Raw genomic sequence first — 19770 nt, 5'->3', positions numbered from 1 at the left:
AAAGGGAAGTGGGCAGCCGGAGTGGTGGTCAAGCAGTAGCTATTATTCCATAATAGCTACTAGAGGAAGCGTAAATCGGAGCATTTAGTGATAAGGACTGAGCGAATTTTGCTCAGGTTTTTTTAAAAGATAAGGAGTTATAAAATTAGCCCATGTGGATAAATAGGCGCTTGTTGAGCAGCTTCCAGCTCCAGCGCCCAGAAACTAGGTGACTTCATGAATCGCCCCCTAAACTAAGTCATCATCGGCTCGCAAGCTCACCGTGATTCCTTTAACTCCGTTGGCTCACTCCAGTCGCTACGTTTCTAATCGGGCGCTTGTGGGTTTCCTGTAAATGAATCAGATAATGTAAATATTGTAAGTTGATCCCATATAATTTTCCTTGAGCTGATTCCAACTTTATCCTACCATGAAGTGAAGAAAACACCTATAAGCAAGGGAAGGTCTAAACCAATAAAAAAGCTTGCAAAGCATTTCGCTTTGCAAGCTTTAAAGAAAAGTAATGGGGGACTTTAGCCAAGTTCCTGACAAATACTGACGTCTAATTCATAGTTGCTTCAGGTATACTATTGTCAGTTGGAGTTTCTTCTTTATCTTCATCCCTAGGGACGGTATCCTCGTCATTATCTTTTTTGTTCGAATCAGGATCTTTTTTATCCGTATCCTTATCATCAACTGGTTTCTCGTCTTCTTCTTTATTCTTGTCCTTATCTTTAACAGTATCTTTTTCTTTACCTTTATCTGGTGTTTCTGGTTCTTTTTCTCCTGTATCGCCAACGAGTAATTCTTTCGATGCACCTGATTCAAGACCGAAATAATCTACTGCTTTGACATGGTACCTAGCATCACCAGTGCCTATGTTAAAATTAGTTGAGGTTGTGCTGCCTACTAATGTGAATTTGTTACCTGGTCCAGTTGCCCGATAAATTCGGTAGCCAACAACATCCTTGCTTCCTGACTTCTTCCAAGTTAGTTTCTTTCCTGATTTTTTAAGAGATGTTGGTGCGCTTGGTGCCTTTCCATCATCCTTTAGCATGTCACCAGCGTCTTTATTAGGAGCACTAATTTTTTCCCATTTCTCTGTAGCAATGTTAGGAAATAGCTGGCTAATATCTGCTAATTTATCATAACCATTCCGTTTTAAGAATTCTGGATTAAATGCTAGACCATCACCTTTAGTAAACTCACTTGGAGTATTTGGGCCGGCAACTACTGCTTTACCGTCTACCATAACAATACTTCCAGTAATTAAGCTATCATCTTTCTTTGTAGGAACGAATTTGGCATTAAATAGATCCGACCTTACTAAACCAGCTTTTTCACATAGCTCCGATGGCAGCATTCCAGATATGGCGCAATAGCTTCGCTGGACGATTCCACCTGGACGTTTAAAGCTATTTGTCGGTGCTAGTAGCTCTGGATCAATGGCTGTTGCTTTATTCATTAATTGCGCCCATAACTTCATATTTCGTTGGCTGTAGCTTAGAGACATACTCGAATTATAAATGGAATGCGGCGTTTTATATCCGATCCATGTTCCAAAGGTTACATTTGGATTTGTTGCAACAAACCATGCGTCTTTGTAATCCTGTGAGGTCCCGGTTTTTCCTGCCCAATCCACGCCACCATAGTTTAGTTGGCCATTAAGAAAGCGAGCGGTTCCACTCGATATGACATCACGCATCATATCGAGGGTTAAATAATTGGTCTGTGGTGTAAATACATCTACTGGTTTTGACTTATGCTCATAGACAACCTCACCATCATTTGTCGTGATTTTTTCTATCATGTAAGCATCTGCGAACTTGCCATTGTTTCCTAAGGTTGCGAACGCATTAACATTCTCTTCAACCGATACATCCATCGTCCCTATTGACGCGGCAGGACCTGTATAATCTATTTCTTTCAGTGTGGTAATCCCCATTTTTTCTAAATATTTTTTTGCGGGATTTAAATGCAGTATTTTGGAATAGACTTCCGCCGCAGGAATGTTGTAGGACTGAGCCAATGCAGTTCTTGCTGAAACAATTCCATGAAAGCCCCCTCCATAGTTTCCTGGCTTGCCAGCTGGCCAACCTGGTAATGGTTTTCTTATATCTGCTAATACGCTACCAGGCTGGATTTTACCTTCTTCCATTGCTGGTGCATAGTCAAGTATTGGTTTTATCGTACTTCCTGGTGAACGGGTAGCCAACGTTGCATAATTGTATTGACTATCTTGGCCAAATTCACGACCACCAACAAAACTAATAATTTTACCAGAACTATTTTCGATTAACATGCCACCAGTTTGTACTTTTTCCGTAACCTCTACAGTTTCTCCATCAACGGTTTTCGTAAATGTACGATCAGGTCCATAGTACTGATAATTTTTTACGATATCCTGCCACTCTTCATAAATCTCTTTATTAATTGTTGTATGGATATGATAGCCGTTCACGCGTAGATTTCTTGAAGCGATCGATTGATATTCTTTTTCGAGATCATCATCTTTTGCAAGATCTTCTTCCGTATAACCATCTTGTTTAGCAAGTTGAGTAGTAAGAATTTCCTTGGCTCTTTTTTCAACTTCAAAGGTTAAGTACGGGTATTTTTCAATTGGTGACTTTGATTTACCTGTGAAATCTTTAGTTATATCATAAGCCATTGCCTCTTCATATGCTTTTTTTGTAATATATTCTGATTCGTACATCCGGTTAAGTACGGACTTCATTCGATTGATGCCTCGTTCTAAACTTTTCCCCTCTTTTAAATTCCCATCGCTAGTGAATGGAGTATAGGCAGAGGGGCTTTGTGGAAGTCCTGCTAAATAAGCTGCTTGGGCTAGATTTACATCCTTAGCGTCTACGCCAAAAACACCTTGTGCAGCTGTTTGAACTCCTGCAATATTATTTCCGGATGCATCTCGACCATATGGCACAATATTTAAGTATGCTTCTAAAATTTCATCCTTTTCAAAGAATCGTTCTAGCCGGAGTGCAAGTAAGATTTCTTTTGCTTTACGTTCAAACGATACTTCATTTGTTAAAATTTGATTTTTAATGAGCTGCTGTGTCAGCGTACTTCCACCAGTTTTTACATTAGAATTAAGTGCCTCTTGTAATACTGCACGTAAAATTGCTTTGGGGACAACTCCTTTATGCTCTTTAAAGTATTCATCTTCTGTAGCGATAACAGCATCAAGTAAAGTAGGGGAGATGTTCTCCAATGTTGTTTCTTCACGATAAAGATCCGATCGGACATCTCCAAAATATTTATCTCCTGCAAAGTACAGCTTGGACGTTTCTTCGTAGTTGTATATATCCTGTTTCATTACTTCATAGGATCTGACAGGTTCATCCTTCACTAGCGAAGCAAAATATCCTGCTCCCACTCCACCGGCAAAAAACATACCAATTAGGCCGATAACAAGAAAAAATAGGATAACATTCCAAACGACACTATATGAAATACGTGAAGTAGTCTGGATTTTTCCCGTTTTCCAAATAGATTTGGCTTTTTCAAAATATGTATGAAGCCGTTCTTTAAAATTCATGGCAAAACCTCCTAAATTCCTTATTCATTATAGCATATTCACTATTTAGGGTATATTAAATTTTGATTTATTATTGCTTTTATGAAATGAATATGATATGAATATATAGTAATAGGATAAACGATGCTGAGAAAGAACGAAGTAGTTTTACAAATCCCTATTTAGAGAACTGGCGGTTGGTGAAAGTCAGGAATATTTGTAAAATGAATTACATTCTGGAGCATTTTCTTTATGGTGTAATAAAGAAACGGTGGCGACACCGTTATCAATCCCAAGTGGCAAGCAATTGCAACAAGGGTGGTACCGCGTGTGAATATAACTCGTCCCTTTTTGAGGGAGGAGTTTTTTTATTTTTTTCATTGGAGTAAGCAGTACAAGCATATTGAGCTAGAAAGAAACAAAAATGATGGAGTGTGAAGGAATTGAATATTTTACAGGATCTAGAAACAAGAGGACTTATTAACCAAGTAACGGATAGAGATGGTTTACAAAAGCATCTAGCTGAAAATGAGGTTACATTATATTGTGGGTTCGATCCTACTGGTGATAGCTTGCATATTGGACACTTGGTGCCAATTACAATGCTAAAGAGATTCCAAAAGGCTGGACATCGTCCAATTGCTCTCATCGGTGGTGGTACGGGAATGATCGGAGATCCAAGTGGACGTAATACAGAGCGTTCCCTAAATGAAAGCGACGTAGTGAAAGGGTACAGTGAAAAAATTAAACAGCAAATTGCTCGTATTCTTGATTTTGACAAAGGAGAAAATCCAGTAGTTGCAAGAAATAATCATGATTGGTTAGCAAGTATGACTGTTATTGACTTTTTAAGGGATGCTGGTAAACATTTTGGCATCAATTACATGCTTGCAAAAGAATCGGTATCTGCGCGTATTGAACAGGGTATCTCGTATACAGAATTTAGTTATATGATTCTGCAATCCCTGGATTACATGAAATTAAATGAAGAAGAAGGATGTACGTTACAAATTGGTGGAAGTGACCAATGGGGAAATATTACCGCAGGAATGGAACTAATTCGTCGTTCAAGAGAAAATGAAAATGACGAAATAAATGTTTTTGGACTAACTGTTCCATTAATTACGAAAGCGGATGGTACTAAATTTGGTAAAACAGCTGGAGGAGCAATCTGGCTTGACCCAGAAAAAACATCTCCATATGAATTTTATCAATTTTGGTTAAATACAGATGATCGTGATGTTATCAAGTTTCTCCGCTATTTTACATTTATTTCTGAAGAAGAAATTGCAAGTCTGGAAGACGAAATTAATGCGCAACCAGAAAAGCGCGTAGCTCATAAGCGGTTAGCTGAGGAAATGACGCTGATTGTTCATAGTAAAGAAGCATTAGAACAAGCACAAAAAATATCAGCATCTTTATTTAGTGGAGATATAAAACAACTTACAGCAAGTGATATTAAACAGGGATTTAAAGATGTACCAACGTATAAAGCAGAATCGAAAGATATGAATTTAGTTGATCTACTGGTTGCTGCTAAAATCTCTCCATCAAAGCGACAAGCACGTGAGGATATAGCGAATGGTGCTATTTATCTCAACGGGGAACGTCAGCAGGACGTGCAATACGACTTGCAAGTGGATGATCGTATTGAAGATACATTTACTGTTATACGCAGAGGAAAGAAAAAGTACTTTCTTATTACGTTTTAAAAAATAATAGAAGCAATAAGTATTGTAAATTAATGATTAGTTTGAATAGCTGTCGAGAAATTCTTTTCGGCAGCTATTTTGTGTGTCCGGCTTCCCTTGGCTGCTACCATTTGGTATATATGGAGATATGCTAAAAGGGTGTAGAAGATACATCAAATAGTATCATTGGCGTGGATAAGGATAGTAGAGGGAGGCAGCTTCATGCTGTATTTACAAGCAGACATAAGTACCTGCTCATTTTTGTAGCAACCAGCTTAGGGTATTTTGTTGACGAATCTTATTTTTCCAACATCCGGCATATTAATGGCAAGTCTCGCTGTAGCAAATGTGCCATGGACGAAGTGGGGAAGGAGGGTTTTACCACTATTTTTAATTTGGTTAGTCATTGCCATTCTGACGTTGACAATTGGTGTATGGATTGATTGGGGACCATTTTAGAAAAAAATAACGTAATGAAAAACGATAAATCCATGTGGAATTTCAAATCCTACATGGATTTATCTATATGCTTTTTTCCAGCCTATATAGTTAGGAGGTACAATTTGCCTTCTTTAGATGGTTTGTGACTCTACAGTAAACCCAACTACAGAACATAGGGAAAAAGCAAAAATCTCTGAGGGATTCATTAGATCATCGACAAGAAAAACAAAACAGTCTTTTACGTTTAGTACATATAAAGATAGTGGAGTAGTTAAGCCAGTTATTGATATGTTGACAAGTATTCCAAATCGCGCAGCACATGCAAGCTCATCACCCATTGCTTTTGCGCAACGAGGACAATTACAGTCTTTCTGATGGTCATCACCATGTTTGTTCATTTCACGAGCAACATCTATTATAAAATCTAAAGCATTTGGGCTTTCTGTAGAGTTTTCCGCTCTTATTCCAGCAATATCGCACAGTTGCACAGTTGTGCTGGGAATTACTTCAGGTTGTGAGGCAGGTTTAAGTTTAACGATACAGCAGTCAATAATATCGGTGATAGTCTGATTTTCAATAGGGTTGCTTAGTGATGTTATGGATGAGATGTATAGATCTACTTGCTTAGCATCAGTATCCGTAGTTGTGATCTGAAAAGATTGTAACATTTCTAGTAAATTACATGAACATATGGTGCAATTGTCACAATCAGGTGAACATTTCCTGTTTTTGCATCGTTTGCATTTACACTTATCTTTACGATCATCGTGTGGTGGGAAAAATGGAAAGGGAACACAATCACCACATTTTACATTTACAGTTACTCCGTCCACATCAACAGGAGTTGATATGGTTTGATCATTTTCCAACGGAGATATATTTGTATGTCCTTCATTAATTTGATCTCCATTTCTTTGGTCACCATGCTCCTGATTTTGAATTTGCGGCCCTTGATCTTGATCACCCTGATTTTGGATTTGACCACCATGTCCTTGTCCTTGCTGTAGTTCTTGATTGCCTTGGCTCTGTTCTTGATCCTGATCACCAAACCCCTGTCCTTGCTGTTGCTGCTCGTCACCTTGACTTTGTCCTTGGTCCTGATCGCCAAATCCTTGCTCTTGCTGTTGCTGCTCATCACCTTGACTTTGTCCTTGGTCCTGATCGCCAAATCCTTGCTCTTGCTGTTGCTGCTCGTCACCTTGACTTTGTTCTTGGTCTTGATCGCCAAATCCTTGCTCTTGCTGTTGCTGCTCATCACCTTGACTTTGTCCTTGGTCCTGATCGCCAAATCCTTGCTCTTGCTGTTGCTGCTCGTCACCTTGACTTTGTTCTTGGTCCTGATCGCCAAATCCTTGCTCTTGCTGTTGCTGCTCGTCACCTTGACTTTGTTCTTGGTCCTGATCGCCAAATCCTTGCTCTTGCTGTTGCTGCTCATCACCTTGACTTTGTTCTTGGTCTTGATCGCCAAATCCTTGCTCTTGCTGTTGCTTCATATCTTTATGACATTGACATTCTAGCTTATGAAAACATTTTTTACAGAATTGTCTTTTACATGGAGACTCTCTTTTGCAGTCACAATGTTTAAAATGTTTACAGCACTCATTACAAAAATCGAGCGAGTTTTTCATGATTTTCTCTCCCTTAATAGACATTAATCGTTATGTACAATGTATTCAGGGGGAGTATTCACTGTATAGACACTTGTTCAGAAAATATAGAATGCTTAGGTGTCACATCACTATATAGTTACATATGGTAATGATATATCAAACTTTAGGAGGATGGATTGCTCATGGATCATACGGAACAAGATTCGATGGGGGCAAAAGAAGAAAGTAAGTTTCAGTATAGTAATCAGTCAAAGCAACTATATGGAGAAGCTATTCAACAATATAAAGCAGATTTAATAAATCTGATGAAAGCACAAAAAGATGAACTTAAACAGAATTTAAAAAAACAGAGGATGGATCTGAAAAATAAGTTGAAGGAAATAGAGGTTACATCTTTGGAGGATGATATACGTGAAAGTAAGTTAAATGAGAGTATGGAAAGCTTAGAAATTAGAATTATGGATTGGCTTAAGGATCAGTTAACATCTTTGTCTAACTCTCTAAAAGAAGAAAATATGCTGATGGAAGAACGTTTAAAAAGAGAAATAGAAGCACTTCAGAGGTATAACGAAAAGGAATAGGTGAAGTTAATTATATAAAGGTTTGGGACATTTAGAAGGATTGGTAAATAAGTGAGTAAGTTATTCTCAATCTATGGTTATGAATTAATTCATTATCAATGCCGATTGTTAAATAGGGTCACCGTACAATTTATTTTCTAATAATTTCACGTGAATACATCACGTTTAAAAGGGGCTGGAACAAAACCCGAGTAAAATAAAAATTCGTGGGACGACATCTTAATGTGGAGTCCCAATATTTTTTTATGATTAATTTCAAAATTTAATATAAACAAAAAGGATCCCCTTTGATAGAATTAAAATGGTTTTGCCTTTAGATTTAGAAATAAAATTGGATAAGGATGATATTGCTTCACCGTGCATGATATGGTTGAACAATACCAGATGATGCGTTTACTAGTTTTTCGCATGACACAGGCTGCCCCGCTTATTACCCCAAAATGATGATGAAAATTATTCTATGTGCTTATACGCAATCGGTGTTAATATTAATAACGATATAATAAATTTTGTAAACCATGCTATGTATTTTGCTCTCCATAAGAATGGGCAAGTATTGTCCCTCATAGTCTTGAAGTTACCACCACTATCTGTATTTGGCATTTAATGAATGCTATATATGGCAGTATATTTTTTGAATAAAAAAGAGAGCCAAAATATGCAGAAGTGAATTAGAGCTTGCAAATTTTAGACTCATTAATATTACTATTTATTGTGGATAGCACCCAATTGCACTACCTAATCTTTGCACGTTGTACTGTGCAATAACAATAAAACAAAAATAAGCGAAAGTTGATAAACACATCCGCTTATTTCTATATCGTTATTTATGCATTGTTACAATAATCTCTATACTGTCCAAAAAAATCGTTTATATATTATTTTAGTATAAAATTAGAATAACTAATATGTCTCAGCCTGCTCGAATAGGTTATCGAAGACATTATAATATAGTATTGTTTACTAAAAAATTATTATTTACAAGGTTACATTCCTTTATTTCTTTACATTAAAATTTTTCTCAAGATCATTAAATAATTTAAATACCATCACTCGTTCACCTGTACGAGAGCTTATATCAGTATGGAAACTTTTCACTTCTTCTCCCGTAATAGTTAATATAATATCCTTAAGATCTTCTATACCTGATTCAACTAATTCCGAACGAGTTTTCTTTATAGTTAACATTCCCTCTTTTGTTTCACAAACGCTATATTCAGCTGGTGTTAAAATACCTTTTAGAATTACAATAATCATATCTCTTAATATATCTGTCTTAACTGATACAGACCCCCGCCCAAGAAAATCCTTTTCCCATTGAGTAATTGCCTTACTTATCTCAGATTCATAAGAACCCTTAGATATTTTCATATATACTACATCTCCTATCAAACCAAAAAATTGGTTTATTCCATATGCTTTTAAGTCTTTATGTCGCTTTTCATCCTTATAAAATAAAGCAAAGCGCCAGTCGTCAATCCTGAATTCGAAAGTCTAAGATGCATGCTATATTGACAAAATTGATTATTTTAGCCATCCATTAATAATCCCTCATAACATAACCTTCATATACACCTTCAATATTTAATTCAATTTCACTGTTTATTGAGACTTCAATAATTTTAGATAATATGTTTTCGTCCATAATAGAGTGTATATGCAAAAAATTGATGCTACCTAAATAGGTTTTCTCAACTTCCTCATAAGATTTTAAATTATAAAATCAATTGCTTTTCTAATTATCTTTTTAATACATTCCATATTTGCACAATCAAACATACTTTATTTCTTCTTTTGTTGCAATTACAAAATCAGTTAAATTAGAGTCCATTAATTTCTCCTTTCAGTAAATATGAAAACTAGTATAGAGCTAAATGATTTATTGCTCCTAGCTTCTAATTCTTAAGGAAATGACAAGTGATGATCAGGTTAGGTTTGACACTGTTTTATTAGTAGGAACCTCCACAATTGAGAATTTTCCATCATAATTATTTATTATTAAACCTCGAACTTTAAAATGTGACGGAACTAATGGATGATGACGAATGATATCAACACTTTTTTCGATATTGTCACTACCATTTTCTTTTCCATTTAGCCATTCATCGACCGTACCACCTGAAAATTCAGGCTTACTATTTTGAAAAAGATAATCTAATGTTTGTATTTTGTTTTTCGTTGATTCAAGTTGAGTTGATACATTAACTGTGGAAGTCCTCTTATCTTTTGTTCCTACTACAAAAATTTCCTCAACATTTTCCTGATAAATCGCAATGATAATAGACCTCATTATATCTCCATAAGGATGTAAGATTACGGAGCCATAGCTTTGTATAGTTAGCATGTTTTCTGCTCGAATATTTGTTACTTCTTGTAAAATAGGCTCCAACCCGTTTTCCATGTCCGTTAAAAATAGTGCTTTTTTATTTTTATCTAAATTCATATAGTACACTCCTTCTTTATGTTTATAAATTGTTATTTAAGTAGCAACTAGTTGATAGTAGTTACCAATTTACCCAGCGTCCATCTGGATCGACACTAGCAAGTCGAACCCATCCATTTTGAACTTTTTCTCGAAATACTGAATCATTATTTAATAGCCGTTTTACATATCCGCTAGGGGCTTGGATGACAATCAGCAAACGAAGAGGAGAATGATAAACCTCGTGATCTGATTGCATGACTGATTGCCAAGGTAGTCCAGCTAACAAGTCACTTGCATTCCCCTGCATAACACCAAGACCTGCTGTAACGGTTTGAGTTGCTTTATTTCCACTACCATAATAGTGAGGTGCGACCGTTGAAGCGTAATATTGAAGATTAATCCATTGGCTCACCGTTCCTGGTCCTGCAATGATGTTAGCTAGGAGATCACCACTTTCATCCTGATTCCAATCATAATTATGAAGGAAGGCTCTACCTTCCAAGTCACAATCCTGAGTTAGTTCACGTTGGCCGATAATAAAAGCAGCATTACGAGCTAATCCCCATTCCGGACGTATCTCACTCCAATCTTCCGCAAATCGGTGTGCCTCAGCCTTAGGATTTTTAAGTTCCTTTTTAAAATTCGGTAATTGGGCTAGACGTTCTGCATTTGCATTACGGCTCACTTTCGGCATTATAGCTTCGATACGGTCAAATGCTTCCTGTGCAGCTTCGGAAAGTTCAGGAACATAAATCCAATGTAATTCATCCACTGTTGTTTTATGCTCAGCGGCTACGAAAACGGTGTCCTCAGGAATTTCAATTCCTTCAGAAGAAAGTTCCTTTCTTACCTCTGGAAGGTTGCATAAAGTGGCTAAGGTCCTAGCGTTGAATCCACCTGCCGCTCCACCGCACGCACCACATTCAAGAGCTGCAGCATAAGGATTGTTGGTACTTTTACTACTATGTCCGCATATTACGATTAATGGTGAGAAATTCTTTGTTAACCCCATCATTTTCAAAGCTTGACGGGCATAATTCACTTTTTCTTCGTCAGAAAAACCAACAGGCATTTCCGCTTCTAGATGATGAACATGATTAAGCGAGAGCGTTGTATTAGGTTTGCGTAACCAAGTCTCACGAAGGTTACGAATAAAACGATCTGCTCTTCTTGGTACAAAGCTACGTGATACCATTTGGAGACTAAGCCAAGGTCCACTTAGCTCAGGTAAAAGTAAGCTAGCAAGTACATTCTGTTTCATCGTTTTAAATGTATAGCTTAAGGAAGTAACTGCCTGCTTACGTTGTTGATATAATTTGAGTTCATTTTCATCAGCAGTCTCTTTTATTTTATGTTGAGGCTTTAGTATAACCGGCAAGGAAGAATGGCTATGATCGCTACCAAGTTCACTAGTTGCTATCGGTAATCCAAAGAAACCAGCAATTCCAATCGTTTCAAACGGACCTTCTTTTTCAAGTTGACGACGAAAAGGTTCTGATCGTACATCAATGCAGAATGCAAATTGAGCTAGTGCAGATTTTTTGTCGATGATCTTCCGTTGTTTAGAGATAATCTGCTGACTTAATCGATCTGTGTGTGTTTGTTCCCAAGCTTCTAACCAAAGTTTCCTGCGAAGCTTCTCATCAAAGCTGTAGGCAAATGATAAATATTCGTTTTGTTCAGCGGCAGACATCTGTGACCATTCCTTGATTGTAAGGTCCCCCCAATGGATCCACGCTGCTATAAGGGGAGCAATCGAAACTTTTTTCTCAGGTCGTTGATTGGTCAACTGTAGATAAGGCTTTAATAGAGCCCACTCCATGGAAATTCGAACTGCTAAATATTCTGTTAGGAGTGAATGTTCATGGCTTGATTGTCGGGAGCGCCAGAGCATCATTCCTGCCCACCCAGGTAAGGAGAGCAAATGACCTTCAAGATAAGTCTGTATTTCTGAATTAGGGATTTCTAGCGCGAATAACGCTTTTTTTAAAGCCATATGTGCCTCTTTTGGCCAACCTTTTAAACTTTTACGTTGAATTTTATTAAGTGCCGGATCATATTGAATAAGACGCTGCCACGCACGATAGAAACCTTCATCACGGTTTGGCATTGTCCAACCTGCCTGTGAGTCATCAAGGTATAATTTACACCACTTGATGACATGATGATCGAGAATATTGACTAACCTTTCACCATCTTCATTCGCTATATTCGAACTTATTGGTTGGATTAAAAAATTATCGATACGATCCGTATTCAGTCCACTAAATTCATCTGACAATTTCTCCAGTTTAAGTGATGATAAAAGGTTAGAAGGTAATGGATCTAATTTTAGTGCAGCATGACAAAATCGCTCTGCCACGTTCCGTGGGATATTATAGGAATGGGAATCAAGCCAATGCTGTAGACCCATTTTCACAAAATCTTCATCAATTTCACCTTTACTCTTTGCCGAAAGGATCATAGAAGCACTAGGGTAGATATCAATATCACGAGTTTTATTTAACCAACCTGCAGCCTGTTCAAAAGATTGCTTTTCAAGTCCCGCCCACGGATTACGTGCTGCAAATGCAGAAATTGGCCAAAGTGGTGCAATTACTTGACTAGCAGATTCTATTAAAACGTTAATATTACTTTCTTGATGATTAATATTTGTATCTTGCTTTTTTACATTTTCTTTCGTTAATACAGATGTTCCGTTCATCACCGATTACCTCCTTGAGATAAATATTGTTTAAGGTAGTTTGGATGACTTTCTACTAACTTTGGTTTTGCTTCACCTAATCGTACTAACCAAAGATAAAGTATTGCGAAGGAAACAGAAGAACGATTACGAGCAACCCATGTACCCATCGCAATACCAAATAATAAGAGACATACGACAATGATGACAACTGACATTGGAGGTTGAACACTTTGGAAAACGGTTGTGCGTAACCACTCATAGAAGAGATTATGAATGATAAAATAAACAATGGCTGCTCCTCCTAAAAATGATAAGCCAACAATTCGACCAATTCTCCCCTTTCCAAAAGCTACGAGCTGTGTCCAAGAAACGGACAATGACCACCCTAAGATTAACGCACTAATCAATTGATACCCCTCTAAAGGAGCCATGAGCCAATAAGCAATCCCTATAACTAAGGCTAATGTCCGACCTGCCATGATCCATAAATAGGATGACCTTTCATTAACGGGAGTCGATACTTCGAAACGACGTACTGCCGAACCAGCCTGTAAAAACAGCGTAGCTTTGAACAAACCATGTAAGATAAGATGAATAATGGCTGCTACATACGCACCTAACGCACATTGAATGAACATAAACCCCATTTGCCCGATCGTAGAGCCTACTAACTGACGTTTATAGTCAACCTGTACTAAACTAATTCCATATCCAATCAATACAGAAAAACTTGCAAGAATAAGTAAAATAATCGAAGCTATATCACCATTAAAAAGAGGAGAAAATCGAGCTAGCATAATCCCACCTGCATTTACTAAACCTGCGTGCATAATCGCTGAAACAGGAGTTGGAGCAACAACAGACTCAATCAACCACCTTTGGAAAGGCCATTGGGCCGCAGGAATTATCACTGCTAATACAATCAATAAATTAACCCCTGTTCTCTCCCATGCTCCAAGTTGAGCTAAACTTTCATTTGTTAGAATTAATGATAACTGCCATTGACCTGTGACTTGAAAAAGCCAAATTATCGCGAATAATAATGAAAACCAACTTAATATAAATAATCGACCAGAAACCTTGGCTGCTTCACTTGCTACTTTCCATGCACGGTTTAACCTTATAAGTAAGGTTAAACCGACGAGAGTCGCTCCCCAAGATATGACCATCAAACGGAGATCAGCACTTAAACATGTAATTGAAGCAGCACCTGTAGTGAAAGTAAAAAGCGTAAAATACTTTCGATAAGAACGATCTCCCATTAAATAACGTACAGAAAAACGCTGAATGATCAATCCAATTGTAAGAACAAAGAAAACCATTAACCAAGCTAAGGAATCTAGGTACCAAAAACCATCGCCTCTATTCCCACTGTTATTAGTGAGAGCCAATAAGGAAACTAAAGATGGTAAAGCCACGATACCGATATGAATACGAACAAAACTTAATGGTATCCGTGGGTGTAAAAACAAAAGGCCACTAAGTCCAGAAATAACAAGCATAATAAAAAATAATGATAACAATGATGATGAACTCAAAGAACCTAACACAAAACATTCTCCCTTCTAAACGGCGTTAACACATTAAAAATTACTTTTAGAAAAGGTCATATATCTTTCTAAAAAGTTATACATTTTATTTACTCCATTACGATTATTGAATAAATTTATACTTACTCAATAAAAAAACCGACAACTTCAAAACTTCAATGATGATTTAAAATCATTGAGTCTTGAAAATTGTCGGTTTTACTTCAACTAACTTCAACAAAGTTTTTTGAAGAACTACCTTTTTATACGTCATATTACTTTATGTTACTCTTTCCCTTTATATTAGGGTACTTTTTCATCCAGTCAATATTAAATATTAAAAGAATGCTAAAGGCCTAATTATTTAAATAGGCAAAAATAAACATCTGCCGATTATTAAGTTAAGTATAAGATATGCCAAATTTTAAATATTGTCAACAAGAAAGTCCCATAAACTATTTCAATGAAATTCAACTTAGTTGTTGGAACACGGAGAATGAAGTATCAATTTCTTCTCTTATAAACAACATATTTAACGTATTAGTTAATACATTCCTTTACAAACTCATCAAAAAAAGTTGTTTGTTGCACAGTATGTGTCTACTACGCAATATAAGAGTTACTCCCACAATACGGCTTGTTTGTGGAAGACTGACCTTATTTGAAATCAACCCAATTTATATACCAACTATAATAACATTTTTGATTTCAAAAACTATGGCAAGGAGGTACATATCACTAGAGGGTGTAATCAAATAATAGATGGACTACTACATCTATATTTCATCAGTCAGCCCGCAACACATGTAGTGAACTGATCTTTTCTTTCCATCCCTTCATCCATGCCAGTAATTTATTTGATCCCAAAATAGGCTCTAATTTAGTTCATTATCCTGCATCATTTTGCAAAGTAGATAAAAATAAAAAACCCTTTAAACGTTGATACAACAACATTACAAGGGCTTTTTGTGCATTACTTTGCAATCTAAAAGGATTAACGAGAGTAGAATTCAACAATAAGCGCTTCGTTAATTTCAGCTGGAAGTTCTTCGCGCTCTGCATAGCGAGTGAACGTACCCTCTAATTTATCAGCATCAAATGTTAAATATTCAGGGATGAAGTTATTTACTTCCACTGCTTCTTTAACAATATCAAGATTCTTAGATTTTTCACGTAGGCTGATAACTTGACCTGGTTTTACCATGTATGATGGAATATCAACGCGACCACCGTCCACAGTAATATGACCATGATTTACAAGCTGACGTGCTTGTCTGCGTGTACGAGCAAGACCTAAACGATATACAAGGTTATCTAAACGAGAGTCAAGCAAAATCATGAAGTTTTCGCCGTGAATACCTTTCATTTTACCAGCTTTGTTAAACAACGTACGGAATTGACGTTCGTTCAATCCATACATAAAGCGAAGCTTTTGCTTCTCTTGTTGTTGTAAACCAAATTCTGAGATTTTCTTGCGTTGGTTAGGTCCATGTTGACCAGGAGCGTAAGGGCGTTTATCTAATTCCTTACCAGTTCCAGTTAATGAAATGCCAAGACGACGTGATTTTTTCCATACTGATCCAGTATAGCGAGCCATAAGACATTTCCTCCTTTTTATTTTATTTGCATAAAACAAAAAGCCGTGTTCCTAATCACCTGACCATGATGTTTTCATGTATCATCGCTCCAGCAGCTAAGAGTTACGCGATACACCTCATTACAGAGGAACAACATGCATACAAGTGTTGGTTCACTAAGGCTACTTAATTATTTTACACAAAGACTAGTATATAATTTTTAATGAATATAGTCAACCATAAATAAAATTTGGAAAATTTATCAACCTCATATAGGAAAAATGAACTATTTCATATATAATAAAACTATAAAATAGTTCATTGGACTCATTGATGATAATGAATGAGAGGTGATAAATGATGAAAGACAGAGATTTGATTCAAGGGAACCTGCAGCAGGCATACTTTCAAATTACCTCTAATCTATCCCATCTCTCTTATGAAGAAAGTCTACATAATATGATAAAAGCGATCAAGCAGGTATTGCATCTAAAATGGGTAGGTGTATATCACTATCTACGTTCAACTAATTCGTATCACATTCAGTTGATGGACCCTTCAAATGAAATAAACGTATTAAACCAATTACCATTGAATGCTATATCAAATGATAATCAGTTTGGAAAGTGCATAATTGATCGATCTTCTGTATTTTATTTAAAGCTAAAAGATAGAAATTTTTCCAAGGTATTAGTGTGTTTTAAAGCATTTCAAATCGATCCTACTATACTTGCGATTGTTCAATCAGAATCTCAGAGGTTGATAATGCAATTGGATCAATATTATCCACAACAAATAAACTACCCGTTTTTATATGATCTTTCCATTTGTATATTTACCATGAAACGGAAATCTTCCATCTTAAATGAAGTCATTGATGCAATTCGTGAAATATATCCAACCCATTCGCTACACTTATTACTCGCACATGATACGGAAGTTGATTATAATTTTTCAGTAAAGTCGATGGCGTATACGGATGATAGTACAAATGGTTTTGGATCTAAAGCGTTCATGACTGAGGAGGTTCAAATCGAGAAAAGAAAAGGAGGTGCAGGTGAAAAATTATATGTTCCTCTAACGGGAAGGCAAGGTGTGTATGGTGTTATCCAATTGATTTCAAAAAGCTGTGATGTATTCGCGAAAAGCGATGTAGATTTTATAACACATATTGCTCAAACAGCTGGAAAAGCAATAGAAAACGCAAGTCTACTCGAAAATGCAAATTTGCTGATCGCGGATTTAAAACTAATTAATGAAGTTACACATCAATTGAATTCCAATTTAAATTTGACTGATATTACAGAATTTGTTCGAAAAAAAATCAAAGAGGTATGTCGTGCTTCGGAAATAGGTTTTATTTTTCAACGGTCTGATGGATCGTATGCTGATGTTCTAACTGCGAGCACTGCCTACTTTAAAAAAGAAGAAAATCAGAGTCTAGTGGATAAATTACTGAAGGATATCGTTCATCCAACATTTTATGGGAAGTTTGAATATATTCCAACATTTCCTTATCATTCGCTTATGATTATTCCGTTGCGACAAGACATCCATACATATGGTCATGTTGTGATTATGCATGAAGCGTCCTATTTCTTCTCGTTTGAAGTGTTTAAATTATTGCAATCATTGATTCAACATTGCTCTTTAGCACTCGCTAATGCTATCTTAAAAGAGGAATTGGAAAAAGCGGTTATCACAGATTACTTAACAAAATTATATTCGAGGAATTATTTAGAAAAAGTTGTCATAAATCAAATGAAAACAGCTAGAATGGGCTCATTAATTTTATTTGATATTGACGATTTCAAACGAATTAATGATACATACGGTCATCATGTTGGAGATGAAGTACTTAAACAAGTGGCTGATGTAATAATGAGGTTTTCTGAACAAGATGCTATTCCTTCCAGATGGGGAGGGGAAGAATTAGCCATATACACTCCTAACCTATCAATTGATGATGCGGTCCAAATAGCTGCAGGCATTCGTGAGCAAGTAGAGGAACGGACTAATCCAACTGTAACACTATCTTGTGGCGTTTCTTCTTGGTCAGAGGATTTCGATGATTCCGTAAGTGAGCTTTTTATTCGTGCAGATAAAGCACTATATGAAGCGAAGCATAGAGGGAAAAATAGTGTAGTGAAGCGTGTAAAAGATAGATAAGTTCTTATAAATGGAAGAATTAAATCGGCTGGGCTTTCCGCACAGCCGATTTCCAGTTATGATCTATTATTAGGTATACTTAGGGTAAATAAGTTTGTAATGCATGAACAAACTTTTCTAAATATTCCTGATCAATTTCATCAAAGCGATCCATCATCGGACTGTCAATATCAAGAACACCGTAAACCTTATTATCTATAATGATAGGGACAACGATTTCAGATTTGGTAGCACTATCGCATGCGATATGACCAGAAAAATTATGAACGTCAGCTACCCGTTGGGTTGATTGCTCTTTAACAGCAGTTCCACAAACACCTTTTCCATAACCAATACGGATACATGCTGGTAATCCTTGGAACGGACCTAACACAAGCTCATCTTCTTTCCATAAGTAAAAACCAACCCAATTTGTATCGGAAAGAAATTGATTTAATAAGGCTGATGCGTTGGAAAGTATGGCAATAGCATCCGTTTCATCTTCACTTAATGCTTGCAGTTGACGAATTAATAACTCATAATCTTTTAGTTTATTTCCAGAATATATACTTGTTTGGAACATTTAGATTTTCCTCTCTCTTTAGTATTTCGACATGTATGATAAATATTGTCGAGCGAAAATTGCAGGATAAATCATCTCTATGTCGTAATGGAGATGTAAGGAGTTGAATCGTATGAAGACTAATCTCTCGAAACAAAAAGTAATAGAAGCAGCTTCCGCATTATTTTTTCAAAAAGGATTTCATGGCACTTCTGTTCGGGATATTGCGGAGAAGGCCAATGTTAATGTTTCGCTTATTAGTTATTATTTTAAAGGAAAGCAAGGGCTGCTGGAATATGCGGTTACGGACTATTACGAAAAATATCTTGATACCATGGAAGAAGCGTTAGAGCATTATCAAGACTTACATGCTTTGGATCAGTTAAAGGAATTAATTTTCATCATTATACAGTATAAACAAAGTAATCATCAATTCTCTTGTTTTATACATAGAGAATTGTCGCTAGATTCTGTATTCGTTAGAGAGATGGCTGTGACCTATTTAGCGAAGGAAAATTATTTTATTAGCAGGGCATTTTTTAGTGTACTTGATAAACAGCATTCATCAATTAATGATCGAAATTATTTATTAATGCAGTTAAAAGGCATGCTAATTACGCCATATATTATGCATAATGAATGGAAAAATCATATTATTGGTGATGGTTCGCATGATTTATTCGTTACAAATTATGTAAAGACGATTCATCGATGGTTGGACTTTTTAGTCGAGGTTTCAGGTGAAAAAATAGCTGAGGATGCACATGGCAGATGATGTCGCGATTTACTAGTGAAATAGGCACGCTGACGATTGTCGTACAATACTATACAATCACTTGCTAATTTTTATTATGTATAAATGAGTACGGACTTGCCTATAGCGTGTAGAATAAAAAATTGGCTGAAACCCCAATTTATTTGTATTTTTTTAGCAAAAATTGTGTTTAACATGGTATTATTATAATTAGATTATTATTAGCGACGATTATTTTATTTTTGTAAACGT

At 36.3% G+C, this 19770-nt stretch carries 13 protein-coding genes, 2 pseudogenes and 1 other annotated feature; of the genes and pseudogenes, 6 read left to right on the top strand and 9 right to left on the bottom strand.

Features of this window, described 5'->3' with window-relative positions:
- Positions 1–541: 541 nt before the first annotated feature.
- Complete coding sequence (locus Q1A47_RS03505; protein ID WP_121605495.1) at positions 542–3535, bottom strand: transglycosylase domain-containing protein; 2994 nt, start codon at positions 3533–3535, stop codon at positions 542–544.
- Between the two features lie 119 nt (positions 3536–3654).
- Positions 3655–3866, top strand: a binding site (T-box leader).
- Between the two features lie 91 nt (positions 3867–3957).
- Here Q1A47_RS03505 and tyrS point away from each other — a divergent pair.
- Positions 3958–5226 (top strand): tyrosine--tRNA ligase, encoded by a 1269-nt coding sequence (tyrS, locus tag Q1A47_RS03500; RefSeq protein WP_166530178.1) that lies wholly within the window; start codon positions 3958–3960, stop codon positions 5224–5226.
- 267 nt (positions 5227–5493) lie between these two features.
- The gene (locus Q1A47_RS03495) at positions 5494–5664 is read left to right on the top strand and encodes a hypothetical protein (protein ID WP_226983528.1); all 171 of its coding nucleotides are present in this window, start codon (positions 5494–5496) and stop codon (positions 5662–5664) included.
- 113 nt (positions 5665–5777) lie between these two features.
- Here Q1A47_RS03495 and Q1A47_RS03490 read toward each other — a convergent pair whose 3' ends face one another.
- Positions 5778–7139 carry a hypothetical protein gene (locus Q1A47_RS03490; protein WP_166530177.1) on the bottom strand — a complete coding sequence of 454 codons (1362 nt, stop codon included), beginning with the start codon at positions 7137–7139 and terminating at the stop codon, positions 5778–5780.
- Positions 7140–7438: 299 nt separating this feature from the next.
- On the opposite strand from Q1A47_RS03490, the gene Q1A47_RS03485 reads away from it, so the two are divergent.
- Together Q1A47_RS03485 and Q1A47_RS03480 are read left to right on the top strand one after the other, a co-directional pair.
- A complete protein-coding gene (locus Q1A47_RS03485; RefSeq protein WP_026681459.1) occupies positions 7439–7837 on the top strand; it encodes a hypothetical protein in 399 nt (132 codons plus the stop codon).
- Positions 7838–8138: 301 nt separating this feature from the next.
- Positions 8139–8319: pseudogene (locus Q1A47_RS03480) on the top strand (IS5/IS1182 family transposase); the annotation flags it as partial.
- A gap of 514 nt (positions 8320–8833) precedes the next feature.
- On the opposite strand, the gene Q1A47_RS03475 reads toward Q1A47_RS03480, so the two are convergent.
- The 6 genes and pseudogenes from Q1A47_RS03475 to rpsD all read right to left on the bottom strand — a co-directional run bounded on the left by Q1A47_RS03475 (position 8834) and on the right by rpsD (position 16074).
- Positions 8834–9208, bottom strand: coding sequence for a DUF2294 domain-containing protein (locus tag Q1A47_RS03475; protein ID WP_026681458.1), 375 nt, complete (start codon positions 9206–9208; stop codon positions 8834–8836).
- A 169-nt stretch (positions 9209–9377) separates the two neighbouring features.
- Positions 9378–9668 (bottom strand): annotated as a pseudogene (locus tag Q1A47_RS03470) (DUF6407 family protein).
- A 93-nt stretch (positions 9669–9761) separates the two neighbouring features.
- Positions 9762–10280 (bottom strand): carbonic anhydrase, encoded by a 519-nt coding sequence (locus Q1A47_RS03465; RefSeq protein ID WP_026681457.1) that lies wholly within the window; start codon positions 10278–10280, stop codon positions 9762–9764.
- 61 nt (positions 10281–10341) lie between these two features.
- Complete coding sequence (locus Q1A47_RS03460; protein ID WP_166530180.1) at positions 10342–12966, bottom strand: DUF2309 domain-containing protein; 2625 nt, start codon at positions 12964–12966, stop codon at positions 10342–10344.
- Positions 12966–14498, bottom strand: a complete 1533-nt coding sequence (locus Q1A47_RS03455) for an NADH dehydrogenase subunit 5 (RefSeq protein WP_026681456.1) — start codon at positions 14496–14498, stop codon at positions 12966–12968. Before Q1A47_RS03455 ends, Q1A47_RS03460 begins: the two co-directional genes overlap by 1 nt.
- Before the next feature lie 973 nt (positions 14499–15471).
- Positions 15472–16074, bottom strand: coding sequence for a 30S ribosomal protein S4 (gene rpsD / locus Q1A47_RS03450; protein ID WP_026681455.1), 603 nt, complete (start codon positions 16072–16074; stop codon positions 15472–15474).
- 337 nt (positions 16075–16411) lie between these two features.
- Between rpsD and Q1A47_RS03445 the strand changes: the two genes are divergently transcribed.
- The gene (locus Q1A47_RS03445) at positions 16412–18223 is read left to right on the top strand and encodes a diguanylate cyclase (protein ID WP_166530176.1); all 1812 of its coding nucleotides are present in this window, start codon (positions 16412–16414) and stop codon (positions 18221–18223) included.
- Positions 18224–18302: 79 nt separating this feature from the next.
- On the opposite strand, the gene Q1A47_RS03440 is transcribed toward Q1A47_RS03445, so the two are convergent.
- The gene (locus Q1A47_RS03440; protein WP_026681454.1) at positions 18303–18785 is read right to left on the bottom strand and encodes a GAF domain-containing protein; all 483 of its coding nucleotides are present in this window, start codon (positions 18783–18785) and stop codon (positions 18303–18305) included.
- A 112-nt stretch (positions 18786–18897) separates the two neighbouring features.
- On the opposite strand from Q1A47_RS03440, the gene refZ reads away from it, so the two are divergent.
- Positions 18898–19539, top strand: coding sequence for a forespore capture DNA-binding protein RefZ (refZ, locus tag Q1A47_RS03435; RefSeq protein ID WP_121605488.1), 642 nt, complete (start codon positions 18898–18900; stop codon positions 19537–19539).
- Positions 19540–19770 lie beyond the last annotated feature (231 nt).

Origin of the sequence: uncultured Virgibacillus sp. (genome assembly GCF_947495635.1) — a bacterium.
Taxonomy (GTDB): domain Bacteria; phylum Bacillota; class Bacilli; order Bacillales; family Amphibacillaceae; genus Virgibacillus; species Virgibacillus salarius.
This window is presented reverse-complemented; position numbering and strand designations above follow the sequence as displayed.